Genomic DNA, 22,095 nt, shown 5'->3' with positions numbered 1-22,095 from the left:
GGGATAACGGAATGAAAAAAATTGAAGCCATCATCAAGCCATTTAAACTCGATGACGTACGCGAGGCGCTCGCAGACGTGGGTATTACGGGGATGACCGTCTCAGAGGTCAAAGGCTTTGGCCGTCAAAAAGGCCACACTGAACTGTATCGTGGCGCCGAATATATGGTCGACTTTCTGCCTAAGGTGAAGCTTGAAGTGATCGTCAGTAACGATGTAGCCGAGCAATGTGTGGATACCATTATTGATACCGCACAAACCGGTAAAATCGGTGATGGCAAAATCTTTGTCTTTGATGTTGAGCGCGTGGTGCGCATCCGTACCGGTGAAGAAGACGAAGAAGCGATTTGATACGCGCTATAAGCGAATACGAGCAGTAGCAAAAAGCCAAGCATCGTGCTTGGCTTTGTTGTTTTGCGCCGTGTTGTTAGATTGATTGGCGTTGAGAGGTCGCTCAAGCGCCGGGGTTAGCAGGATGCGCCTGATAGCGCCCGGGCTTATGATTCATCGCCAAGACTAAATTGAGCACAATCGCGCCAACCACCGACCACATCAAGAGATTGAGGTCGATGAGGAAGAAAGATAACGCCAGGATGGTGCAGTCGATGCCCATTTGCAGTTTTCCTGCCGAGATCCCAAACTTGTCCTGACAATAGAGCACCAAGACGTTAAAGCCGCCCAAGCTGGCATTGTGACGGAAGATCATCAACATGCCGACGCCCATCAGCAAGCCACCTATGACCGCGCAATAGGCGGGAGCCAGCCAGGTGATTTGAAAAAAGTAGGCAATATGATCGGCCATCACCGATACCGCACCACCGGCGAGTAGGCTACGCACAGCAAAGCGCGGGCTCATACGAAACCAAGCCATTAAATAAAACGGGCAATTACACAGAAAATACAAAGTACCGAACGATAGGTCTGTAAACTGGCTGACCAACAAGGCAAGACCTGTGGTTCCGCCGGTTAATAGTCCGGCTTGTTGCAAAAAAAACACCCCCTGGGCGACTAAAAACGCGCCTGAGGCGATAGCAATAATGTCTTCTTTAAAGCTGTGTTGATACTGACTCACACGGCTTCTCCCTACTTATTAGCGTGACAACAACAAAACGAGATAACAACAAAAAGGCCGCCAAAACCCAGCGGGCCGGCGGTAAAAAAGTTAATGGGATAATCGGGCGCGGATTTTATCGCCAATTGGCGTTAAGAGAAAGCCGGCTAGGTAAATAACTTGATTGCAGGATGTCAGCATTATGATACTTAGCTGTAAAACCTTTACACCTTGCGTGCTCGGTATCGTTCTTGTGCTGCGATTGCTGGGAAAGAAAAAAGTGTGGCACAGGCTACCTGACAGGATGGATTTTTTGTAGAATAGCAAACGCAGTCATGGCGGTAACGGAAACGTTTGCGTAAAGTGGCTGTAATCAACAACTTTCCTTGGCTTAATCGCTTTGATTTGTCATGTTAAGGCGACTAAGCCAAGGGGTGATCGAAGCCATCACACCAGCACTCGTTTTTGCTAGGGGCCTTGAAAGCGCCCTAGCATTCGGTTTTGGGGTTATTGCCCGCCAATGTTAAGTCAGGAGAGACAAATGCTAAAGCGTGACATGAATATCGCGGACTATGATCCAGCGCTGTTCGCCGCCATTGAAGAAGAAACGGCTCGTCAGGAAGAACACATTGAGCTGATCGCGTCAGAAAACTACACCAGCCCACGCGTGATGGAAGCGCAAGGCTCTCAACTGACCAACAAGTATGCGGAAGGCTACCCAGGTAAGCGTTATTACGGCGGCTGTGAGTACGTAGATAAAGCAGAATCGCTCGCCATTGAGCGTGCGTGTGAGCTGTTTGGTTGTGAGTATGCCAATGTGCAGCCTCACTCAGGCTCACAAGCGAACAGTGCGGTATATATGGCGCTGCTAAACCCGGGAGATACGGTTCTAGGTATGAGCTTGGCGCATGGTGGTCATTTAACTCATGGCTCGCCGGTCAACTTCTCTGGTAAGCATTACCATGTGATCCCGTATGGCATTGATGAAGCCGGTAAGATCGATTACGAGCAAATGGAGCAGCTGGCCCTAGAGCATAAGCCGAAAATGATCATCGGTGGCTTTTCTGCCTACTCACAAGTGGTCGATTGGAAGCGCATGCGTGAAATCGCTGATACAGTCGGTGCATGGTTGTTGGTGGATATGGCGCATGTCGCAGGTCTGATTGCTGCTGGCGTATATCCTGATCCATTGCCACACGCGCATGTAGTGACGACCACTACCCACAAAACCCTGGCGGGCCCTCGCGGTGGTTTGATCTTGTCGAATGCCGGTGAAGATATCTACAAAAAGCTCAACTCTGCGGTGTTCCCAGGTGGCCAAGGTGGCCCTTTGATGCACGTGATCGCGGGTAAAGCCGTCGCGTTTAAAGAAGCGATGGAGCCTGAGTTTAAGGCTTACCAAGCACGCGTGATTGATAATGCTCGCGCGATGGTCAAAGGCTTCCAAGCTCGCGGTTACAAGATAGTATCAGGCTCAACCGATAATCACCTGTTGCTGGTTGACCTTATTGATAAAGACATTACCGGGAAAGAAGCGGATGCAGCACTGGGCGCGGCCAACATCACTGTGAACAAAAACAGTGTGCCGAACGACCCACGCAGTCCGTTTGTTACCTCAGGCATTCGTGTGGGCACCCCTGCGATTACACGTCGTGGCTTTACCGAGCAAGACGCCGAGCAGCTTGCCCACTGGATGTGTGATGTCTTGGATAACATCAACAATGAGCAAGTGATTGCCGAGACCAAAGAAAAAGTCCAAGAGATTTGCCGTCGCCTGCCTGTGTATGCCTAATTATTGGCACGAAAATGAATAGGTTATAAGGCGCCTTCGGGCGTCTTTTTTGTTTTTATCGACATGATGTGCCCCACTGGCTTTGTTTAGCACACAAAACCACCATAAAGTCCTCTTCGATAGGCTTTTTCATCGCTACAAATCGGTTACACTAGCAAGACGATATTGAGGAGGCGACGCTCATGCACTGTCCATTCTGTGGTGCTACCGACACCAAAGTGATCGATTCTCGTCTTGTGGCTGATGGTCACCAAGTTCGCCGTCGCCGCCAGTGTTTGGCGTGCGCAGAGCGTTATACCACGTTCGAAACGGCGGAATTAGTGATGCCACGGGTGATTAAGACCAACGGCAACCGAGAACCGTTTGACGAAGAGAAATTACGTGGCGGCATTCAACGCGCGTTAGAAAAGCGCCCAGTGAGCGCGGATGACATTGAAAAAGCGATCAACAGTATAAAGTCACGTTTGCGTGCCACCGGAGAGCGCGAAATTGGTTCTGCCATGGTGGGAAACTTAGTCATGGAAGCGCTCAAGGAGCTCGATAAAGTGGCTTATATCCGCTTTGCCTCTGTGTACCATAGTTTTGAAGACATTCGTGAATTTGGCGAAGAAATCGCACGGTTGCAAAAATGAGTCAAAGCGAACGCGATAACACCATGATGACGCGCGCGCTAGCGCTTGCCGCTCAAGGGCGCTTTACCACGACCCCGAATCCCAATGTGGGCTGTGTGATTGCGCATGGCGACGACATTGTTGGTGAAGGATTTCATCTTGCTCCCGGCGGGCCACATGCCGAGGTACACGCTTTAAAGGCGGCGGGGAAACGCGCGCAAGGGGCAACGGCTTACGTCACCCTAGAACCTTGCTCTCATTACGGTCGCACACCGCCGTGTTGCGATGCCTTAATTGCCGCTAACGTCAGTCGCGTGGTGTGCGCCATGCAAGACCCCAACCCTAAAGTGGCTGGACGTGGTATTGCACGGTTAAAAGAAGCAGGCATTGAGGTGGTTGTGGGCGTGATGGCTGAACAGGCAAAAGCGCTGAACCCTGGTTTTATCAAACGCATGCAAACTACAATGCCGTATGTTCAGCTCAAATTGGCGGGAAGCCTTGATGGGCGCACGGCATTGGCGAATGGGCAAAGTAAATGGATTACCGGTGAGCCCGCGCGCGCCGATGTGCAAGCATTCCGCGCGCAAGCCGGCGCTATTTTATCAACCAGTGCCACGGTGCTTGCCGATGACCCTAGCCTGAATATTCGCAATGGCCAGCTTCCTGATGACATCCTCGATACCTATTCGCAGCCATCCTTGCGTCAGCCCACACGAGTGATTTTGGATAAAGACAATAAAACCTCTCCTGATGCGACGGTTTATCAGCTAGAGGGCGACGTGATCCGTGTTGTTGATGCGCCGAGTCATAAAGTGTGGCCGGACAACGTTCAAGAGTGGGTGATGCCAGGTGCATCATTGGCTACGGTTCTGCGCGCTCTGGCCGAGCATGATATTGATAAGGTGTGGGTGGAAGCGGGCGCGAGGCTGGCAAGCAAGCTGCTGAGTGAATCTTTGGTGGATGAGCTGATTGTCTACCAAGCGCCGGTATTATTGGGGGCTGATAGCCGTCCTTTGGTCGCATTGGGTGGATTAGAAACGATGGACGACGCGCCGCGTTTCCACTTTAACCAGGTAAAGACTGTCGGTGACGATGTCCGCTTACGGGCGAGCCTCTCTGAGCACGCTGTGATCACGCAAGAGTATTAAGAACGATGTTTACTGGAATTATTGAAGCGATAGGGCGCGTACAAACCCTGAGCCGTCGAGGACAAGACGTTATCTTGACGATCGACAGCGGTGAGCTTGATCTCTCGGACGTCAAACTGGGTGACAGTATCGCCACCAACGGAGTGTGTTTAACCGTGGTCGCATTGAGCGCAACCGGTTACAGCGCGGATGTCTCTTCCGAAACCTTGGCACGTTCGTCGCTGGGCGCCTTGTCAGTGGGAGATAGCGTCAACCTTGAAAAAGCCATGCTACCCACTACCCGCTTTGGCGGCCATATGGTCTCCGGCCATGTAGATGGTCTGGGGGAGGTGACGTCCGTTAGCCAAACGGGTCGCGCCTGGGAGTACTGGATTGCACTACCGGCTGAACTCGCCAAATATGTGGCATTGAAAGGCTCTATCACGGTGGATGGTATCAGTTTGACAGTGAACGAAGTGAATGGCGGCAATATCAAACTCACTATTGTGCCGCACACCGCCGAGCAAACCACTATTCAGCACTTTGCACCCGGGCGCAAGGTAAACATCGAAGTCGATGTCATCGCCCGTTACCTCGAGCGGTTGATGCTCGGTGAGAAGGCGGCTGAACCGACACAATCAGCGGGTATCAGTCTCGACACATTGGCCCGTTCCGGTTTTTTGAAATAAGGATCCCAAGATGGCAATTAGTAGCGCTCAAGAAATCATTGACGATATCCGCCAAGGTAAAATGGTAGTGTTGATGGATGACGAAGATCGCGAGAACGAAGGCGATTTGATCATCGCGGCAGAAGCCGTGACCCCAGAAGCGATTAACTTTATGGCCACGCATGGCCGAGGATTGATTTGTTTGACGCTGACCCAGCAGCGCTGCCAGCAACTTGGGTTACCTTTGATGGTGTCGGACAATAACGCGCAATTTTCCACTGCGTTTACCGTGTCGATTGAAGCGGCAGAGGGGGTAACCACTGGCATTTCGGCGGCTGACCGTGCGCGCACCGTGCAAGCCGCGGTTACCCGCGACGCCAAAGCGGCTGACTTGGTGCAGCCAGGACATGTCTTCCCCTTGATGGCGCAAGAAGGGGGGGTACTCACCCGTGCTGGCCACACCGAAGCGGGGTGTGACCTGGCCCGTTTAGGTGGCTATAGCCCAGCGTCTGTGATTGTTGAGATCTTGAATGAAGACGGCACGATGGCACGTCGTCCAGACTTGGAAGTGTTCTGTGACAAGCACGGCATCAAGCTGGGTACCATTGCCGATTTGATTGAGTATCGTAACCTCAACGAAACCACCATCGAGCGGGTCGCGTCGTGTAAATTGCCGACGGAATTTGGTGAGTTTGATTTAGTCACCTACCGTGACACCATTGACAACCAAATCCATTATGCGATGTGCAAAGGCGAGGTGAGCGCTGATCCCACCTTGGTCCGTGTCCATCTGCAAGACACCTTTACCGATGTGCTCCAATCTGATCGGACGGCTGAGCGCAGCTGGAGTCTGACCCGCGCGATGCAAAGGGTTAGCGATGAAGGCGGGGTGTTGGTGATTTTGGGGAAAGAAGAAACCAGCGACGCTATTATCAACAAAGTGAAAGCGTTTGAAGCGCAAGATAAAGGTGAGAAACCCGCCGGTGCAAAATGGCAGGGGACCTCTCGCCGAGTGGGGATTGGGTCGCAAATACTGGCGGATCTTGGTGTCAAGCAAATGCGCCTGCTGTCGTCCTCGACCAAGCGTTATCATGCTTTGTCAGGTTTTGGCTTAAACGTGGTGGAATACGTCACCGAATAATACCGATAACCGGGGCGCGCGATCAGCACCATCATCCACTGGCACGGAACATGGTGCCATCGGATAAAAATGTGGTAGAATCGCGCGGTTTCTCATTCCGGAAAGCAAGTCACAGGAAGGCTCATGAACGTAATCGAAGGGGCATTTGCCGCGCCCAACGCGCAGGTTGCTATTGTTATCTCTCGCTTTAATAGTTTTATCAACGAGAGTTTGCTGGATGGTGCGGTTGACGCACTGAAGCGCCAAGGCCAAGTCAACGACGATAATATCACCGTGGTGCGTTGCCCAGGTGCCTACGAGTTGCCTGTGGTGACCCAAAAGCTCGCCAAGAGCGGTCGCTATGACGCGATTGTGGCACTCGGATCGGTGATCCGTGGTGGCACACCGCATTTTGACTATGTCGCCGGAGAATGTAATAAAGGGTTAGCACAAGTTGCACTGGAGTTTGAAACCCCAGTCGCATTTGGTGTGCTGACGGTAGACACCATTGAGCAAGCGATCGAACGCGCAGGTACCAAGGCTGGTAACAAAGGGGCAGAGGCTGCACTGAGCGCGCTTGAAATGGTGAATGTTCTGTCCCAAATTGAATCCTAAATGGGGGTTAAAGTGAAACCAGCCGCACGACGTAATGCACGTCAGTTTGCATTGCAAGCCATCTATTCATGGCAACTGGCGCAAGGCAATGTCGCTGATATTGAAGCAGCATTTCTCGCCGCAGATAAATACGAAGAAGAAGACGAGCATCAGAAAACCGAGCCGCTTCTACGTGAACCAGAAACAGATGTTGCTTACTTCCGTAATCTGTTTAGCGGTGTTGCGCTTAGCCATCAAGAGCTTGATAGTAAAATGCGCCCATACTTGTCACGTCCTTTGCAGGACTTAGATGATATGGAGCATGCCTTACTGCGTCTTGCGATGTATGAGCTGATCAAATGCGACGATGTCCCCTACAAAGTGGTTATCAATGAGGCCGTTGAACTGGCCAAACGCTTTGGCGCAGAAGACAGCCATAAGTTTGTTAATGGCGTCTTGGATAAAGCGTACCCTCGGTTACGTTAATCCCTTCCCGACTAGGCCAGCATTGCTGGCCTTTTTATTGTTCTATCCAACAAAATAGTGTTTATGACACGCAACGAATTTGATTTGATTCGCGACTACTTCGCTCGTCAGCCGGTCAAGCGTCGTGATGTCGCTTTAGGTATTGGTGATGACTGTGCGTTGGTCGAGGTCCCTGAAGGCTGCCAATTAGTGGTGACCACAGATACGCTGGTGGAGGGCACCCATTTTCTTCCGACTGCGAGTGCCTCTGATGTGGCGCATAAAGCGTTAGCGTCTAACTTAAGCGATCTCGCTGCAATGGGGGCAATGCCAGCCTGGTGTTCTCTGGCGCTCACATTACCAGAGCCCGATGATGCTTGGGTGGCAGGTTTTTGCCAAGGCTTTACGGCCCTTGCCGAGCATTTTCAAGTCCAACTCATTGGCGGCGATACTACGCGTGGGCCCAAAAGCATCACCATTACCTTACATGGCCATGTTCCTAAAGGGCAGGCGCTGACTCGTGCGGGTGCCAAACCGGGAGACTGGATTTTTGTGACCGGCACACTGGGGGAGAGCCAAGCCGGGCTTGATTATATTCTCGGCAAGCCCGTGGTTGATAAGGCTCGCGCAACCACATTGATCAATCGTCATTATCGGGCTCAGCCACGAGTAACTGCTGGGCAGGCATTACGTGGTATCGCGTCAGCGGCGATTGATATTTCCGATGGTTTACATGCAGACTTAACCCATATCCTCAACGCCAGCGGTGTTGGTGCAAAAGTCGATGTGGCGCAACTACCTCTTTCTGAAGCCTTGTTGGCCGATCAAGCCAATGTAGAGCAGGCACAAAAACTTGCCCTGACCAGTGGTGAGGAGTACGAACTGTGTTTTACTGTCCCTGAGCTACACCGTGGCACATTAGACACAGCACTCAAGCACAGTGGTGTGAGTGTGCAATGCATCGGACAAATAACCGGCAGCCATCGCCTTGAACTTGTCTCAGACAATCAGCCTCTAGACTGGACGCTGTCCGGGTGGGATCACTTTAAGGAGCCAAGTCATGACGGATCCTAAACATCGTTTGTCTTTGAGCAATCCTTACCATTTGCTTGCGCTTGGCTTTGGCAGTGGTTTGTCACCGATTGTGCCAGGGACGGTCGGTACCTTATTTGCGGTGCCGTTTTATCTTGCGTTTATCAATTACGGCGGCACCCTTGGACTGTGGGTGGCAATTATTGTTGGTGGCCTTGCCGGCATTGCTATTTGTGGGCGGGCGTCGAAAGATATGCAAGTGCATGATCATGGCGCGATCGTTTGGGACGAATTCGTCGGGTTTTGGCTGACAATGGCGTTAGTGCCTACCACCGATTGGCAAACCGTTTTAGCGGGCTTTGTGTTATTCCGGCTTTTCGATATGGTTAAGCCATGGCCGATCAGCTGGTTGGATAAACATGTTCACGGTGGCTTGGGGATCATGCTGGATGATATTGTCGCTGGTGTGATGGCGATGGCCAGCCTCTGGCTGCTGGCAACCTATACACAGGCCTTAACCTGGTTATAGCCATATAGAACGATAATGGCGCTCCCACAGGGACTCGAACCCCGATCGATCGCTTAGGAGGCGACTGCTCTATCCTGTTGAGCTATGAGAGCGTGCCGACATTATACGTAAAAACAGGCGCGATTTAAGCGCCTGTTTTCATTTAATTTACCCCTTTGGTCACTATGTCGCCGATTTGTATGCTGCCGCTGAGGTTATTGGGCTGAACTACAGCTTCAGCGCTGCTTTCATAAACGCGTGCAACGGTCAGTGTGATCCCGCTTTTTCGACGTTGAGTACGTACGATGCCTAAATCATCGGTGAACGAGGCAATGTGCCAAAGGTTTAATTGATCGCCTTGTTTAACCCCATTGATACGTCCGACATTTATTTGTGCAATATTGTCTTTGAGTGCGACGATTTCTGGCTTACTGGCGCGGCAGGAAAGTGACGACTCTAAATCTAACAATATATTTCGACTCATTCGGCGTGCCATTTGCCCATAAGGAGATTGCCAAAAGCGCGCAGTTTGGGTATCGACTTGGCTATGGCGTTCAAACGGCCATTGGGCGACATCGCGATAGCGGCGCTGAAATATGACTTCACCACTCTCACTGTCCATTGCCTGAACATTGACGGCCAATTGGCGGTTATTTTGTGCCTCACCAAAGCCGCTGGCATCAGTTGTGGCAGACAGATCAGTAATGGCGCCTGTGATCACAAACTGCGCGTCTTTATCTTCAGCTAACATGGCCACCGTGCGTGGCGCATTGGGCGATACATCGACATTGGCGATACCACGTCCTACAAAGCTTTGTGCGTGTTGTTTAATCTCACGGTTGAGGAGTACGGAGAAGTCATCGCCAAATTGATAAATGCCCCCTAACGCGGCTTGTTGGGGCGAAACAATCGGAAAACGTGTTAGCACCATGCCTTTTTTATACTGGGTTTTGTGGCAAGCGTTTGCCGATGGGTAGATATCTAAGCGCAGATTGACAACATAATTGCCGCCTTGCGTGCCTTCTTCCAACACTTGTACTTCGCGCACCGCATTGCCGCTAAACTGGTAACCAGGTTTGACTTGTGAGTAAAAACGTTTGAGTTGCTGCAAGCTGCCCACATCGGCACCTGCGAAGCGCATGGCATCAAAGGTCGCTGCTTCAAGTGCCCGAACACGGGCGGCTTGCTGGCTTTCGAGTATCGGGGAGCTGGCCGATACTTCATACCACGCCGCGTGTGCCCAAGGAACGACACTCAGGCTGACAATGAGCGTTAACCGCGCCAAAAGGGTTTTCATAGTCAAGATCTCACTTAGTGGGTATGGAAATTGCTTTCAATCTATTAGTGCGTAGGGTTAAGACCTACCAAAAAGATGACGCAAAGACGCTGATGCAAGTTGTGTACCTAAATAGAGCCAGCAATCAAAGGTAAAGGTTTAATGAAATCAACCGATACCCTTAATGACACACTTGTCTCACATCGATGACTGAGCGCGGAGCATGATACGATGAAAAAGTGGATAGTGGCGATAGTAGCGCTATTGGTAACAGGCTGTGCTTACACGCCAATTTATAACGGCAAAGAGCCGTATTCGGGCAGTGAGTTTTTCCTTAAGCAGCGGCCACGTCACACCCTTGATTACTTTTTAAACAGCATGGCCGATGAACTGTTAGCCACCAATGCGTATTTGACAGCGCGAACACCCTTGGCGGTTACCTCGTTTGTTGATTTGCAAAAAATGGATGAGACCAATTGGTTAGGTAATACCGTGACCGAGGGGCTTATTTACCAAATGCAGCGCCGCGGCTTTACGGTGATTGACTTTAAATCAACCGGCGCCATTCGCGTGACGGAAGACGGCGATTTTACCATTAGTCGAGACTGGAAAGAGCTGAACCCTGAACAACAAATCGATTATGTATTGACGGGTACCATGTTGCGTCAAGGCGGTGGGGTATTAGTCAATGCACGAGTGATTGGTATGGAGTCTCGCGTGGTGGTTGCCTCGGCGCAAGGCTTCTTGCCGGCCGATCGTATTGGGCGTGATATTGATAGTTTATACAAGGTTCGCAAACGCGATGGCGTTATTATTCGAGACGATCAAAACCGCGTGAAGCGTGAGACAGTGGTGCTAAAACCTTAGTACAGGAAAGAGTAAGGTAGATAAATGTTTACGAAACACGGATTTGTCATCGCAATCTTGCTGATGGTGTCAGCCTGTCAGCCATTAACCAAGATGAAAGAAGAAAATATCATTTCAGCGGTGGGAATGGCATCGATCAGCGCGCAACAAGGCGCAACCCAAGAAGAAAAAGAAACCCGTGCCATGCGTGCCTCTAAAGTGGATGCGTATAAAGAATTGAGTGAACAAGTATATGGCTTGCGGGTTAGCAGCCGTGCACGCGTTGATGACCAAAGTTTAGGCCGCGATACTACCCAGGGCGCGGTGGATGGTATTATCCGCGGTGCAGAAGTGGTGGCCAGTTATAAAGTGGGCGACAGCTACGTCACTGAACTCGAGCTCGATCTTGATACCATGCAGAAAATGAAACGCTATGGCGAATCGCAGCCTGTACCGAATAACAATAATATTATTTTCTAGCCACGATAGCGTGTCTCTTTGGTTAAATGCGATGGATGACGCCAACATGTTGGCACGCGTGGATAGAGTATAAAAACGACCTATGTTTTTAGGTGGAGAGCGAGCGTTATGCTCGCTTTTTTTGTGCTTGGCACCAGAGTGGCGGGATAGCGAATCACGCTCTCGTAGGGAACAAACCAGAGTCGGCAAAAGACAGGTAGACGGTCGTGCAGCGATGAGACAAACAAGGAAAGCGAAGCGAATAGGTGGACGGTGTAGTGTGGCTGGCTGTGTGCTGGTCGTTGGGCGTGAGGAAGAAGGAGGACGTTACGCTTTAACGTTAGTCCCTAGGGTTTTTCTCCCCGATGCGTTGCCGTCTTGATTGTAGGTCAGCTCTGACTTACCTCCGCTTTCTTGGAAAAGATTGCGCAGGCGATGGATGCTCAAACTTGCGCGTTGTAGCGCAACACCATTGGTTTCATTTTGTTGTTTGCAGGCTGAGAGCGTGGATTGAATGGCACTAACGTGCTCACTTAACGTCTCATCATGATTAAGTAAGTCACGCTCAGGGTGGCGGCTGATTTGTGCGTCATTACGTTGGATTTCGTTGATCAGAGCCTGCTTTTGTTTTGCTATCGCTTCAATCTTTTCAGAAGAGCGGCTGGCAATGACACCGGCTTCTTGCTCGAGAACGCTTTGTAGCGCTTGGACTCGCTCGAGTTGCTGTTCAACCAAGGTTGTTAAAGGCGCAGTAGGGGTCATAACCACTCCAGTCAACTTAGCTGTCGTTGATATCGTTCTCGAAACGCATCATGTTTGCGGCGAGCTTATCAGGATCCACTTTATAAGAGCCGTTCGATATCGCTTGCTTGATCTGATCAACCTTGGCGCTATCAAAATAGGGCTCAGAGGCCATTTTCTGATTCATTTTATCGATCACTTGGCTTTGTTGGCTGAGCGAGACAGCATCATCTTGAGGTTTTACCCCTTGCTGCTCACGCACCGAGCCACTTTGTGTCTCTTGTGTCTTGGTTTGGTTACTCGTATTACGCGTCGTGGTCAGGGGTTGCTGATTACCACGTAATTGGTCAATACTCGCCATAACATCGCCTTACTGTCAGTCGCTTTTTGAGTCCGTTGCTCAGCGTATCGGCACACCTTGCTGTTACTTTAGCATTGTGGCGTAAAAAGTTAGAAATTCACCGTTACTTCGCCGACCGCTGAGATTGTAGCATCGACAATTCGGTTAGATTTACTGTTCTTCACTTTTATTTGCTCACCTAGAGCGCCATCACTTAATGCCGTGCCTTTTGCAACAATGTTCAGTCCGTTTCCTTGCGCAGTGATCAAAACGTCATCATTTCGACACACGGCGCAGACATCGTTACTGCTGATCGGTTCACCTATTCCCACGGTTCGTTTGACTTTAGAGCCAATTAAACGCGCGGGTTGCGTGTAAGTATGCCCGCGTTGAAACCGACTATTTACCATTTGAACGGCTAGATCATTCGAAGCAATAGTCATGCCACGATTGAGTGGTCGCTTTGCGACAACCGAGGGAGTCATTAACTCGATTTTAACCGGAATATACACTTGCCAGTTGTCTCGATCACAAGACACCATCACGGTGACCGAGGTATTAATCTGTTGACGGCCTGGTACTTTGGTATCGAGTGGCACGGGGCAATCGGTCAGACGCATGCGCGAATCAAGGTTCCCCGCCGCGATGTTGAGTTCGCCATTTTCAGGCAGAGAAATAATATCAGCGACATGCGCCTCCGCGGCTTCTTGCACCGCTTCAATTTGACTTACTGTGGCAGCAGCTATACTTAGGCTAAAGCTTGTAAGCCAAACGACGATAAATAAACGTAATATCTTGGACATAGTTCAATCCAGCAGTAGCGGACGTTAAGAAAAAAAATCCCTTCTTTTCTCGAGAGTCATGTGATTACCCACTATGATTACCATGCTACTCTACAAAAAAAATGGGGCAATATGGAGTTTATCTTATGACAGGTGGTGTTCTTGATTCGGTCAACCAGCGTACGCAGCTGGTAGGACAAAACCGGTTAGAGCTGTTGACTTTCCGCCTGATGAGAAAACAGCGCTTTGGCATTAATGTCTTTAAAGTCAAAGAAGTGTTGCAGTGCCCACGACTCACCGCAATGGCAAATTTGCATCCTTTGGTGAAAGGAGTGGCCCACATCCGCGGTCAAACCGTCTCTGTCATCGACATGAGCCTAGCAACTGGCGGGCCAGCTATTCCCGATCCAGAGAACCGCTTTGTGATCATTGCCGAGTTTAACCGTTCCATGCAGGGCTTTTTAGTCGGCTCGGTTGAGCGTATCGTCAATATGAACTGGGAAAAAATTCTTCCACCGCCACAAGGGACAGGGCGATCGCACTACCTCACTGCGGTCACCGAAATTGATAACGAGTTAGTAGAAGTACTCGACGTTGAGAAAATCCTCAATGAAATTGCGCCTGTGAATGAAGATGTGAGTGAGGAAGTTCTCTCGAAACGCCAAGAGCGGGAAGAAAGTGCGCCTAGTCAGGTGCTAGTGGCTGATGATTCCAGCGTCGCACGCCGTCAGGTGAAACGCGCGGTTGAAAGCGTTGGCTACGACGTTATCTTGGTTCAAGATGGCAAAGAAGCACTAGAAAAACTGAAAGAAATGGCCGCTGAGGGAAGCATCTACAGCCAACTTGCCTTGGTGATTTCCGATATCGAGATGCCTGAAATGGATGGGTATACCCTCACAACAGAGATTAGAAAAGATTCGAGTCTCAAGGATCTTCATGTAGTATTGCATTCATCATTGAGTGGGGTATTTAACGAGGCCATGGTTCAGCGTGTCGGGGCTAATTCGTTTATTGCGAAGTTCGACCCTGATGAATTGGGCTCTGCCGTACTCGAGGCGGTTAAGTCGTAACCCAACCAGAGCGATTGAGTTAATTAATGACAAATGTAGCAATCAGTGATCAAGAATATCGAGACTTTTGCAAACATCTCGAAGCCAAGTGTGGGATCGTACTGGGAGATAGCAAGCAGTATCTGGTACGTAGCCGCTTGAGCCCGCTGGTGAATAAGTTTGGCTTGGGGTCGCTGTCAGAATTGATAAAGTCGGTCATTACGGGGCGTAATCGCGAACTCGCGGTTGCGGCCATTGATGCGATGACCACTAACGAAACTCTGTGGTTTCGCGATACCTATCCGTATGAAGTGTTGGCGCATCGTTTGTTACCCGAGCTGGCGAAATCACGTAAGCCGATTAAGATTTGGTCCTCAGCAAGCTCCTCAGGGCAGGAGCCTTACTCCATTGCTATGACGGTGGCGGAAACACAGCAGCGCAAACCTGGCATGCTTGGAAGTGTGAGTATCACCGCGACCGATATATCGACATCCATGCTGGAGGCGTGTCGTCAGGGGATATACGACAATCTAGCTTTGGGGCGCGGGCTGTCACCGGAACGTCGACGTACCTTCTTCGAAGATGTGGGAGACGGCAAAATGCGGGTGAAAGAAAACATCAAGCGCATGGTGACGTTCCGCCCGCAAAACCTAATGGAAAGCTATAGCCTGTTAGGCAAGTTTGACATTATATTCTGTCGTAATGTGCTGATCTATTTTTCCCCTGATATGAAAGCCAAAGTATTGAATCAAATGGCGGGGGCACTAAATCCCGGCGGTTACTTGATCTTGGGCGCGTCGGAATCACTCACGGGGTTAACCGACAAGTTTGAGATGATCCGCTGTAACCCCGGCATTATTTATAAGCTCAAATAGCAAGCGGCAAAGCGGCACATTGTTTGCCGCTTTTTTACATTTCTCTGCCGCTCTCTCACTGTGTATCGATAGGCATTCCTATCTCTCACCCTACGCCCTACCTGGGTTCAAGACAAAAACAAGGCCTTGTTGAAAACTTGGCACCCTGTTTGCTTTATTACATGCAGTAAGAACTCGGAGGTTGTCCATGGCGATCACATTTGACAATGCACTTGGTGTGCACCAGCACACAGTTGGCGTTAGAGGCAAGCGGGCAGAAACCCTGTCTAGCAACATTGCGAATGCCAACACGCCAGGTTACAAGGCGCAAGACATCGACTTTCAACGCGCCTTAAAAGCGGCAACATCCGAGGCAAGTATTGGCCTAAGCCGCACCAATGAGCGGCACATTGCTGCCTCTAGCCAGGTGATGGGGGAAAAGAAATACCGTATCCCCACGCAGCCAGACACTGGCGATGGCAACACGGTTGATGCGCAATTAGAAAAGAATTTGTTCATGCAGAATGCACTGGAATACCAAGCCTCACTGGATTTTCTTGGCTCTAAGTTCAAGAACATGAAGAAGGCATTGAATGGGAAATAATCGATGAGTTTGTTTAATATTTTTAACGTGTCGGGATCGGCGATGAGCGCCGAGTCAGTACGATTGAACACCACATCAAGCAACCTGGCCAATGCCAATTCGGTGAGCAGTTCTGCGGAAGAAACTTATCGAGCTCGGCATCCGATTTTCTCTGCGGAGCTTAACCGCTTCAAACAGCAAGGGGAAAGTGTGCCAGTCAACATTGACGGTATTGTGGAAAGCCAAAAGCCATTACGGGCGGAATATAACCCTGATCATCCGATGTCGAATGAGGAAGGGTATATCTTCAAACCGAACGTAAATGTCATGGAAGAAATGGCGAACATGATTTCGGCATCGCGGGCCTACCAGACTAACGTGCAGGTTGCCGATGCCAGTAAACAAATGCTGATGCGTACGCTTCAGATGGGGCAGTAATGTAGGAGGCGAAGATGGCCGGAATCGACGGTACAGGTTCGAGTAACGGACTGTCCTACATTGACCAGCTAAAGGCGCAGCAAGAGAAAAAACTGCAAGAGAGCCAAGATAGTACAACAGGCAAGCAGGCCCTCAAGCAAGAAGACTTTCTTTCTCTGCTCACCAAACAGCTGTCACAACAGGATCCGTTTAAACCTGTCGATAATGACAAGATGATCTCGCAGATGGCGTCTTTTGCGACGGTAGAAGGCATCGGCAAAATGAACAATCAATTTGATACGTTCAACGAGTCGATTACTTCGAACCAAGCACTGCAAGCGTCATCCTTGGTCGGACGTGATGTCCTTGTGCCTGGATCGACAGGTGTGAAAGGAGAGACTGGCGGTGTGGCTGGTATGGTGAAGTTGCCGCGTGCGCTCGATAACGTCAGTGTCCGAGTTGAAAACGAACAAGGACAGCTATTAAGAACGTTCAGTATGGGTGCCAAACCGCCGGGTGATCACCGTGTGGAATGGGATGGGCTCGACGATAACGGCAATCCTATGCCGGAAGGGACCTATAAGCTCAAAGTTAGCGGCTTGGTTGATGGCCAAACTCAAGAGTTTGATGTGTCGACCTATGCCAATGTAAACAGTGTCTTGCTGGGGAATGGCGATGGCAACGTGATGCTAAATCTTGCCGGCTTCTCCTCACCGTTTAAGCTTGCTGAAGTGCTAGAGGTCGGTAATGCCGACGTCGGAAATGTGACGAAAGGCTAACCGATTTATTAGGAGTGAAAAGCAATGGGTTTTAATATTGCGTTAAGTGGCCTTGGTGCGGCCCAGAAAGACATGAACACCACCAGTAACAACATCTCGAATGCCAATACGTATGGCTTTAAGGAGTCACGTGCTGAGTTTGGTGATGTCTACTCAACCTCCATCTTCTCTAATTCGAAGACCACAAACGGGACCGGTGTACAAACGTCGACCGTGGCACAGCAGTTCCACGAAGGCTCGAGTATCTACACCAATAACCCGCTTGATTTGCGGATTAGCGGTAATGGTTTTTTCGGCGTCTCAAATGACAAGCTGCAAAACAACGATTACCACTTAACGCGCAACGGTGCCTTCCACCTTGATAAAAATAACGACATTATCAACTCTGAAGGCCAGTATCTGCTTGGTTATAATGTCGACCCGGATACTCAGCAGGTTTCGTCTTATGAGCCGCAGTCGCTCAATGTCCCGGATCAGTTTGGCCAGCCTCGTGCGTCACAAAATGTTGATATTGGCTTGAACTTGCCTGCCGGCGGGGAAGAGAAAGATCCCGCGCAGTTTAACTTTGAAGATCCAGAAACCTATAACAAACAAACCTCTGCTACGGTGTACGATTCACTGGGTCAGCCATACAAGTTGTCGACGTATTATGTAAAAGGCAATGATCCGGCGAACCCGAATAGTTGGTCGGTGTACTACACCATGACAGATCCTGAAGGCGAGAAGCCGGTAAATATCCAAGGGGGTAATTCAACCAATGCCGCCGGCCAGGTTGGCCACACCATCGACTTTAACTCTGATGGCTCAGTGAACAATATCAATGGTGGTAATCCGATCGTGACCGATGCCTTGGGGCCTGCAGGGGCTGGGTTGGAAATGAACGGCGCGAATGGCGATCAGCAGCTTACGCTCAACTTCGATAACCCGACTCAGTATGCGGCACCGTTTGAGATGCGTAAGTTTACCGATGATGGTGCAACCACAGGGTATCTCACCAAAGTCGACATCGATCCTAAAGGCACGATCATGGCGACATATAGTAACGGTGAAAATGTCGCGCTAGGACGAGTGGCGATGGTACGTGTTGCCAACCAGCAAGGCTTAGCCCAAGTGGGCAACACCCAATGGGATGTGACGCAAGACTCGGGTGATCCTATCTTTGGTGAAGCCATGCAAGGGGCCTTTGGTCAGGTAAAAAGTGGTACGATCGAACAGTCCAATATTGACATGACCCAAGAGTTGGTTGATTTGATCACCGCGCAGCGAAACTTCCAAGCGAACTCACGTGCCTTGGAAGTGAGCAACCAGATGCAACAAAATATCCTACAAATCCGTTAGTGATCCAAGCCTTGCCGCCGACGCTTAGGGCGGCAAGGCTTTTCCATTCCTCCCCCATTATTCTTCCTGTTTCAACGTTATAATTCCATATAACACGCTGATAATAAGAGATTAAAATTACTGGCACGCTCTTTGCTTTCTTCTAGATAGAACGATTGTGGAGGCAACCAATTATGGATCGCTCGTTATACCTAGCCATGAGTGGCGCAAAGCAAGATATGCAAGCTATGCAACTGCGCGCCAATAACCTGGCCAATGTCAGCACCACAGGCTTTCGAGCAGATTTGGAGCAATCTCGCTCCATGCAGGCCTATGGTGAAGGACTACCCAGCCGTGTGTTTAACATGACTGAGCGACCTGGATATAGCTTTGAGCAAGGCTCGACGATCACTACTGGCCGAAACTTGGACGTGGCGGTGCAAGGTGAAGGCTGGATGTCAGTGCTAGACAGCCAAGGGCAAGAAGGCTACACCCGTGCGGGCCATCTCAAAGTAGATCAAACCGGTTTACTCCAAAACAGTAATGGTAATCTCATTCTCGGAGAGAGTGGGGGCCCGATATTTATTCCACTCCCTGCAGCCAAAATTGAAGTGGGCAAAGACGGTGGGGTCTCTGTGCTCCCCCAAGGTGCGCCAGCTGATGCCATGGAAGTGGTGGATAGAATCAAACTGGTTCGCCCAGATAATCAAGATCTCTTTAAAGACAAAGACGGCGTGTTCAAGCCCAAAGAGCCCGGCACTGTGTTTCCGGCTGATGCCGGTGTGACGCTGCAAACGGGCGCGTTAGAAGGCAGTAACGTCAACGCTGTGGGTGAGATGACTGGGTTAATCGACTTGCAACGTCATTTTGAAATGCAAGTGAAGTTAATGAAAACCGCGGAAAAAATGGACGAGTCGTCTTCATCGTTATTACGGCTTGGCTAAGGTTTATTAAGAGGAAGTAATTATGCATCCAGCATTATGGGTCAGTAAAACCGGACTTGATGCGCAGCAGACCAATATCTCGACGATTTCGAATAACCTAGCCAACGCATCCACGGTCGGGTTTAAAAAATCACGCGCGGTGTTTGAAGATCTCTTCTACCAGAACATCAACCAGCCGGGTGGGCAATCCTCACAGAATACTGAGTTGCCAAGTGGATTGATGCTCGGTGCCGGTTCAAAAGTGGTGGCCACCCAGCGCGTGCACACCAATGGTAATGTGCAAACCACAGACAATGCCCTTGATATGATGATTGAAGGGGATGGCTTTTTCCAAGTATTGCTGCCTGATGGCAACATTGGCTATCAGCGTAACGGCCAATTTACCCTGAATGACGAAGGCACGATAGTGACATCAGGGGCGGGCTATACGCTCGAACCAGAAATTACTGTTCCTGAAGACGCGGTACAAATTACGGTCGGAACGGATGGTGAAGTGTCTGTGCGATTACGTGGTCAGCAAGAGAACCAAGTACTCGGCCAAATTACCACGGTTGATTTTATTAACCCAGGTGGGTTGGAGCCTATCGGCCAGAATATTTACCTACCTACTGGCGCGAGTGGTGATCCTCAAGAGGGAGTGCCTGGACTCGATGGCTTTGGTGAAGTTAAGCAATCGATGCTGGAAACCTCTAACGTCAATGTCACGGAAGAGCTGGTGAATATGATTGAGGCGCAGCGGGTCTACGAAATGAACTCCAAAGTGATCTCGTCGGTCGACCAGATGCTCAGCTACGTCAATCAGCAGCTGTAATAAGGGTTAAGGAGGCAATGATGACGGTGCAACGTGTATTAATCCCAGGCCTTTTCCTTGCCACCTTGTTGGGGCTAGGTGGCTGTTCATTGCCGGGGCAACAAGACACAGGCAGTGATCTTGACCAAGCGACCTCGACCACCGACGCGGTCGAAGGGGACACCACACCGGACAGCGAAGGCTTGATTGGCTTGTTGCGTCAACGTGAAGATCCCAAAGCGGATGACCCAGCGTGGTCGCCGATCCGGCCGCAACAAGCGCCCGAGCATTACGCCACAGCGACAGGCTCCTTATTCAACGTGAATGACCAGCGTGACCTGTACGATGGCTCAAAACCACGTGGTTTGGGAGACATTGTGACCGTGATGCTGGAAGAAAACACCCAAGCACAAAAAAGTGCCAGTTCTGACTTGGCCAAATCCAATGACCTTAGTATGGATCCCTTGTCGCTAGGTGGTGAGGAGATCACCATTGGTGAGCGAACACTGTCGTACGAGGTCAGTAACGACAACTCAGTAACCGGCTCCACCTCGGCGGATCAGAGCAACAGTCTCCAAGGCTCTATCTCTGTGCAGGTGGTGGATGTACTCGCAAATGGGAATTTGATGGTGCGCGGTGAAAAGTGGCTTACCTTAAATTCAGGGGATGAATACATTCGCCTCAGCGGTACCATTCGTCCAGCCGATATCGGCCCTGACAACACCATCGCTTCGACCCGTATTTCCAACGCCAGAATTCAGTATTCAGGGACGGGTGAGCGACAAGATACCCAAGAGCAAGGCTGGTTGGCACGATTCTTTAATGTCACCTTGTAGCCCTACAATGTGTCGGAGAGTTGACGTGAAAAAGTGGTTGTTATCGATAGTCTTGCTGATGGTGGCGATGCCAAGCCTTGCCGCGCGCATCAAAGATGTGGCGGAGGTCGCTGGGGTACGCAGTAACACCCTAACGGGCTATGGCTTGGTGGTGGGGTTACCTGGTACGGGAGAGAGCACGCCCTTTACCGATCAAAGCTTTAAATCGATGCTGGAAAACTTTGGCATCCAATTGCCGCCAGATATCAATCCTCAATCAGCCAACATTGCCGCCGTTGCCGTCACTGCTGACTTGCCCGCGTTTGCCAAACAAGGTCAAAAACTTGACGTTACTGTATCGTCGATTGGTTCGGCAGAGAGCTTACGTGGTGGCACCTTGCTACAAACTTTTCTCAAAGGCTTGGATGGTAACGTCTATGCGACTGCACAAGGGAACTTGATTGTGGGCGGGTTTAGTGCCACCGGTGCTGATGGCTCTCAGTTGGTGGGCAACACCCCAACCGTTGGACGGATCACCAATGGTGCGTCCGTTGAGCGGGAAGTCCCCAATCCTTTTGGTCGTGGTGATTACCTGACTTTCAACTTATTCCAATCCGACTTTACTACCGCTCAGCGTATGGCGGATGCGGTTAATCGCTTTCTTGGCCCGTCAACCGCATCAGCCATGGATGCGACCTCAGTGAGAGTTAGAGCACCACGCGATGTTAGCCAGCGCGTGGCTTTCTTATCAACGGTTGAGAATATTGAGTTTCAGCCGGGTGATGCGGCAGCGAAAATTATCGTTAATTCTCGCACTGGCACGATTGTGGTCGGGCAAAATGTTCGTCTTCGTCCTGCGGCGATCACCCATGGTGGGATGACGGTTTCCATTCAAGAAGACTTCAATGTTGATCAGCCTAACCCATTCGGTGGTGGTGAGGCTGTGGTTACGCCTGATACCGAAATCAATGTTGAGGAAGAAGCAGGGCGGATGTTCCACTTTAAACCTGGTGTGACACTCGACGACCTCGTACGTGCCGTTAATGGGGTTGGTGCTGCCCCCTCGGATCTCATGGCGATTCTACAAGCGCTTAAACAGGCCGGGGCCATCGATGGCCAATTGATAGTGATATAGG

General features: G+C 50.4%; 27 protein-coding genes and 1 tRNA gene. 22 read left to right on the top strand and 6 right to left on the bottom strand.

Going from position 1 to position 22,095, the window contains the following annotated elements:
* The first annotated feature begins 11 nt into the window (after positions 1-11).
* Entirely contained in the window at positions 12-350 is a 339-nt protein-coding gene (gene glnB, locus N8M53_RS09820) for a nitrogen regulatory protein P-II (RefSeq protein ID WP_046074987.1), read from the top strand.
* Between the two features lie 103 nt (positions 351-453).
* Here glnB and N8M53_RS09815 read toward each other — a convergent pair whose 3' ends face one another.
* Positions 454-1,071 (bottom strand): YitT family protein, encoded by a 618-nt coding sequence (locus N8M53_RS09815; RefSeq protein ID WP_269578650.1) that lies wholly within the window; start codon positions 1,069-1,071, stop codon positions 454-456.
* A gap of 520 nt (positions 1,072-1,591) precedes the next feature.
* On the opposite strand from N8M53_RS09815, the gene glyA reads away from it, so the two are divergent.
* From glyA to pgpA, 9 genes are all read left to right on the top strand, one after another.
* Complete coding sequence (gene glyA, locus N8M53_RS09810; protein WP_269578649.1) at positions 1,592-2,842, top strand: serine hydroxymethyltransferase; 1,251 nt, start codon at positions 1,592-1,594, stop codon at positions 2,840-2,842.
* A gap of 182 nt (positions 2,843-3,024) precedes the next feature.
* Positions 3,025-3,474: a transcriptional regulator NrdR gene (gene nrdR, locus N8M53_RS09805; RefSeq protein WP_046074984.1), complete on the top strand. Its 450-nt coding sequence runs from the start codon at positions 3,025-3,027 to the stop codon at positions 3,472-3,474.
* Entirely contained in the window at positions 3,471-4,601 is a 1,131-nt protein-coding gene (gene ribD, locus N8M53_RS09800) for a bifunctional diaminohydroxyphosphoribosylaminopyrimidine deaminase/5-amino-6-(5-phosphoribosylamino)uracil reductase RibD (protein WP_269578648.1), read from the top strand. Before nrdR ends, ribD begins: the two co-directional genes overlap by 4 nt.
* Positions 4,602-4,606: 5 nt before the next feature.
* Positions 4,607-5,269 (top strand): riboflavin synthase, encoded by a 663-nt coding sequence (locus N8M53_RS09795; RefSeq protein WP_269578647.1) that lies wholly within the window; start codon positions 4,607-4,609, stop codon positions 5,267-5,269.
* A gap of 10 nt (positions 5,270-5,279) precedes the next feature.
* Positions 5,280-6,389: a bifunctional 3,4-dihydroxy-2-butanone-4-phosphate synthase/GTP cyclohydrolase II gene (gene ribBA / locus N8M53_RS09790; protein WP_269578646.1), complete on the top strand. Its 1,110-nt coding sequence runs from the start codon at positions 5,280-5,282 to the stop codon at positions 6,387-6,389.
* 123 nt (positions 6,390-6,512) lie between these two features.
* Entirely contained in the window at positions 6,513-6,983 is a 471-nt protein-coding gene (ribE, locus tag N8M53_RS09785; RefSeq protein WP_046074980.1) for a 6,7-dimethyl-8-ribityllumazine synthase, read from the top strand.
* Complete coding sequence (gene nusB, locus N8M53_RS09780; RefSeq protein WP_069363225.1) at positions 6,984-7,448, top strand: transcription antitermination factor NusB; 465 nt, start codon at positions 6,984-6,986, stop codon at positions 7,446-7,448. It begins immediately after the preceding gene.
* Between the two features lie 63 nt (positions 7,449-7,511).
* Positions 7,512-8,501 (top strand): thiamine-phosphate kinase, encoded by a 990-nt coding sequence (gene thiL / locus N8M53_RS09775; protein WP_269578645.1) that lies wholly within the window; start codon positions 7,512-7,514, stop codon positions 8,499-8,501.
* Complete coding sequence (gene pgpA, locus N8M53_RS09770; RefSeq protein WP_269578644.1) at positions 8,488-8,988, top strand: phosphatidylglycerophosphatase A; 501 nt, start codon at positions 8,488-8,490, stop codon at positions 8,986-8,988. The genes thiL and pgpA overlap by 14 nt, the downstream gene beginning before the upstream one ends.
* Positions 8,989-9,004: 16 nt before the next feature.
* Here pgpA and N8M53_RS09765 read toward each other — a convergent pair.
* Positions 9,005-9,080 (bottom strand) — tRNA-Arg (locus tag N8M53_RS09765).
* 50 nt (positions 9,081-9,130) lie between these two features.
* Positions 9,131-10,264 (bottom strand): flagella assembly protein FlgT, encoded by a 1,134-nt coding sequence (locus N8M53_RS09760; RefSeq protein ID WP_077673397.1) that lies wholly within the window; start codon positions 10,262-10,264, stop codon positions 9,131-9,133.
* Positions 10,265-10,474: 210 nt separating this feature from the next.
* Here N8M53_RS09760 and N8M53_RS09755 point away from each other — a divergent pair, with 210 nt between their 5' ends.
* Together N8M53_RS09755 and N8M53_RS09750 are read left to right on the top strand one after the other, a co-directional pair.
* On the top strand, positions 10,475-11,110 hold the full coding sequence (locus N8M53_RS09755) for a FlgO family outer membrane protein (RefSeq protein ID WP_046074975.1): 636 nt from the start codon (positions 10,475-10,477) through the stop codon (positions 11,108-11,110).
* A 24-nt stretch (positions 11,111-11,134) separates the two neighbouring features.
* A complete protein-coding gene (locus tag N8M53_RS09750) occupies positions 11,135-11,569 on the top strand; it encodes an LPP20 family lipoprotein (RefSeq protein ID WP_269578643.1) in 435 nt (144 codons plus the stop codon).
* A 306-nt stretch (positions 11,570-11,875) separates the two neighbouring features.
* Here the strand turns inward: N8M53_RS09750 and N8M53_RS09745 are convergent, their stop codons facing one another.
* From N8M53_RS09745 to flgA, 3 genes are all read right to left on the bottom strand, one after another.
* Positions 11,876-12,310: a flagella synthesis protein FlgN gene (locus N8M53_RS09745; protein ID WP_269578642.1), complete on the bottom strand. Its 435-nt coding sequence runs from the start codon at positions 12,308-12,310 to the stop codon at positions 11,876-11,878.
* Positions 12,311-12,326: 16 nt separating this feature from the next.
* Entirely contained in the window at positions 12,327-12,650 is a 324-nt protein-coding gene (gene flgM, locus N8M53_RS09740; protein WP_269578641.1) for a flagellar biosynthesis anti-sigma factor FlgM, read from the bottom strand.
* Between the two features lie 89 nt (positions 12,651-12,739).
* A complete protein-coding gene (gene flgA, locus N8M53_RS09735; protein WP_269578640.1) occupies positions 12,740-13,432 on the bottom strand; it encodes a flagellar basal body P-ring formation chaperone FlgA in 693 nt (230 codons plus the stop codon).
* 125 nt (positions 13,433-13,557) lie between these two features.
* Between flgA and N8M53_RS09730 the strand changes: the two genes are divergently transcribed.
* From N8M53_RS09730 to N8M53_RS09685, 10 genes are all read left to right on the top strand, one after another.
* Positions 13,558-14,481, top strand: coding sequence for a chemotaxis protein CheV (locus tag N8M53_RS09730; RefSeq protein ID WP_046074970.1), 924 nt, complete (start codon positions 13,558-13,560; stop codon positions 14,479-14,481).
* Positions 14,482-14,507: 26 nt separating this feature from the next.
* Positions 14,508-15,335, top strand: a complete 828-nt coding sequence (locus N8M53_RS09725) for a protein-glutamate O-methyltransferase (protein ID WP_269578639.1) — start codon at positions 14,508-14,510, stop codon at positions 15,333-15,335.
* 187 nt (positions 15,336-15,522) lie between these two features.
* Positions 15,523-15,918, top strand: a complete 396-nt coding sequence (gene flgB / locus N8M53_RS09720) for a flagellar basal body rod protein FlgB (protein WP_046074968.1) — start codon at positions 15,523-15,525, stop codon at positions 15,916-15,918.
* A 3-nt stretch (positions 15,919-15,921) separates the two neighbouring features.
* Positions 15,922-16,335, top strand: a complete 414-nt coding sequence (gene flgC / locus N8M53_RS09715; RefSeq protein ID WP_046074967.1) for a flagellar basal body rod protein FlgC — start codon at positions 15,922-15,924, stop codon at positions 16,333-16,335.
* 14 nt (positions 16,336-16,349) lie between these two features.
* A complete protein-coding gene (gene flgD / locus N8M53_RS09710; RefSeq protein ID WP_046074966.1) occupies positions 16,350-17,093 on the top strand; it encodes a flagellar hook assembly protein FlgD in 744 nt (247 codons plus the stop codon).
* Between the two features lie 24 nt (positions 17,094-17,117).
* Positions 17,118-18,431, top strand: a complete 1,314-nt coding sequence (gene flgE / locus N8M53_RS09705) for a flagellar hook protein FlgE (RefSeq protein ID WP_046074965.1) — start codon at positions 17,118-17,120, stop codon at positions 18,429-18,431.
* A 173-nt stretch (positions 18,432-18,604) separates the two neighbouring features.
* Positions 18,605-19,354, top strand: coding sequence for a flagellar basal-body rod protein FlgF (flgF, locus tag N8M53_RS09700; protein WP_077771533.1), 750 nt, complete (start codon positions 18,605-18,607; stop codon positions 19,352-19,354).
* Between the two features lie 22 nt (positions 19,355-19,376).
* Positions 19,377-20,165 (top strand): flagellar basal-body rod protein FlgG, encoded by a 789-nt coding sequence (gene flgG, locus N8M53_RS09695; protein WP_046074963.1) that lies wholly within the window; start codon positions 19,377-19,379, stop codon positions 20,163-20,165.
* A gap of 20 nt (positions 20,166-20,185) precedes the next feature.
* Complete coding sequence (locus N8M53_RS09690) at positions 20,186-20,980, top strand: flagellar basal body L-ring protein FlgH (protein WP_269580023.1); 795 nt, start codon at positions 20,186-20,188, stop codon at positions 20,978-20,980.
* A gap of 58 nt (positions 20,981-21,038) precedes the next feature.
* Positions 21,039-22,094 (top strand): flagellar basal body P-ring protein FlgI, encoded by a 1,056-nt coding sequence (locus tag N8M53_RS09685; RefSeq protein ID WP_420066610.1) that lies wholly within the window; start codon positions 21,039-21,041, stop codon positions 22,092-22,094.
* Position 22,095: the final 1 nt, after the last annotated feature.

This window comes from Salinivibrio kushneri (assembly GCF_027286325.1).
In the GTDB taxonomy this organism is placed as follows: Bacteria; Pseudomonadota; Gammaproteobacteria; order Enterobacterales; family Vibrionaceae; genus Salinivibrio; species Salinivibrio kushneri_A.
The sequence above is the reverse complement of the archived record's forward strand: the minus strand, read 5'-3'. Positions and strand labels throughout refer to the sequence as shown.

Coding starts and splice junctions, on each gene's coding strand:
- glnB (WP_046074987.1), top strand. CDS start 12: ATGAAAAAAATTGAAGCCATCATCAAGCCATTTAAACTCGATGACGTA.
- glyA (WP_269578649.1), top strand. CDS start 1,592: ATGCTAAAGCGTGACATGAATATCGCGGACTATGATCCAGCGCTGTTC.
- nrdR (WP_046074984.1), top strand. CDS start 3,025: ATGCACTGTCCATTCTGTGGTGCTACCGACACCAAAGTGATCGATTCT.
- ribD (WP_269578648.1), top strand. CDS start 3,471: ATGAGTCAAAGCGAACGCGATAACACCATGATGACGCGCGCGCTAGCG.
- N8M53_RS09795 (WP_269578647.1), top strand. CDS start 4,607: ATGTTTACTGGAATTATTGAAGCGATAGGGCGCGTACAAACCCTGAGC.
- ribBA (WP_269578646.1), top strand. CDS start 5,280: ATGGCAATTAGTAGCGCTCAAGAAATCATTGACGATATCCGCCAAGGT.
- ribE (WP_046074980.1), top strand. CDS start 6,513: ATGAACGTAATCGAAGGGGCATTTGCCGCGCCCAACGCGCAGGTTGCT.
- nusB (WP_069363225.1), top strand. CDS start 6,984: ATGGGGGTTAAAGTGAAACCAGCCGCACGACGTAATGCACGTCAGTTT.
- thiL (WP_269578645.1), top strand. CDS start 7,512: ATGACACGCAACGAATTTGATTTGATTCGCGACTACTTCGCTCGTCAG.
- pgpA (WP_269578644.1), top strand. CDS start 8,488: ATGACGGATCCTAAACATCGTTTGTCTTTGAGCAATCCTTACCATTTG.
- N8M53_RS09760 (WP_077673397.1), bottom strand. CDS start 10,264: ATGAAAACCCTTTTGGCGCGGTTAACGCTCATTGTCAGCCTGAGTGTC.
- N8M53_RS09755 (WP_046074975.1), top strand. CDS start 10,475: ATGAAAAAGTGGATAGTGGCGATAGTAGCGCTATTGGTAACAGGCTGT.
- N8M53_RS09750 (WP_269578643.1), top strand. CDS start 11,135: ATGTTTACGAAACACGGATTTGTCATCGCAATCTTGCTGATGGTGTCA.
- N8M53_RS09745 (WP_269578642.1), bottom strand. CDS start 12,310: ATGACCCCTACTGCGCCTTTAACAACCTTGGTTGAACAGCAACTCGAG.
- flgM (WP_269578641.1), bottom strand. CDS start 12,650: ATGGCGAGTATTGACCAATTACGTGGTAATCAGCAACCCCTGACCACG.
- flgA (WP_269578640.1), bottom strand. CDS start 13,432: ATGTCCAAGATATTACGTTTATTTATCGTCGTTTGGCTTACAAGCTTT.
- N8M53_RS09730 (WP_046074970.1), top strand. CDS start 13,558: ATGACAGGTGGTGTTCTTGATTCGGTCAACCAGCGTACGCAGCTGGTA.
- N8M53_RS09725 (WP_269578639.1), top strand. CDS start 14,508: ATGACAAATGTAGCAATCAGTGATCAAGAATATCGAGACTTTTGCAAA.
- flgB (WP_046074968.1), top strand. CDS start 15,523: ATGGCGATCACATTTGACAATGCACTTGGTGTGCACCAGCACACAGTT.
- flgC (WP_046074967.1), top strand. CDS start 15,922: ATGAGTTTGTTTAATATTTTTAACGTGTCGGGATCGGCGATGAGCGCC.
- flgD (WP_046074966.1), top strand. CDS start 16,350: ATGGCCGGAATCGACGGTACAGGTTCGAGTAACGGACTGTCCTACATT.
- flgE (WP_046074965.1), top strand. CDS start 17,118: ATGGGTTTTAATATTGCGTTAAGTGGCCTTGGTGCGGCCCAGAAAGAC.
- flgF (WP_077771533.1), top strand. CDS start 18,605: ATGGATCGCTCGTTATACCTAGCCATGAGTGGCGCAAAGCAAGATATG.
- flgG (WP_046074963.1), top strand. CDS start 19,377: ATGCATCCAGCATTATGGGTCAGTAAAACCGGACTTGATGCGCAGCAG.
- N8M53_RS09690 (WP_269580023.1), top strand. CDS start 20,186: ATGACGGTGCAACGTGTATTAATCCCAGGCCTTTTCCTTGCCACCTTG.
- N8M53_RS09685 (WP_420066610.1), top strand. CDS start 21,039: ATGGTGGCGATGCCAAGCCTTGCCGCGCGCATCAAAGATGTGGCGGAG.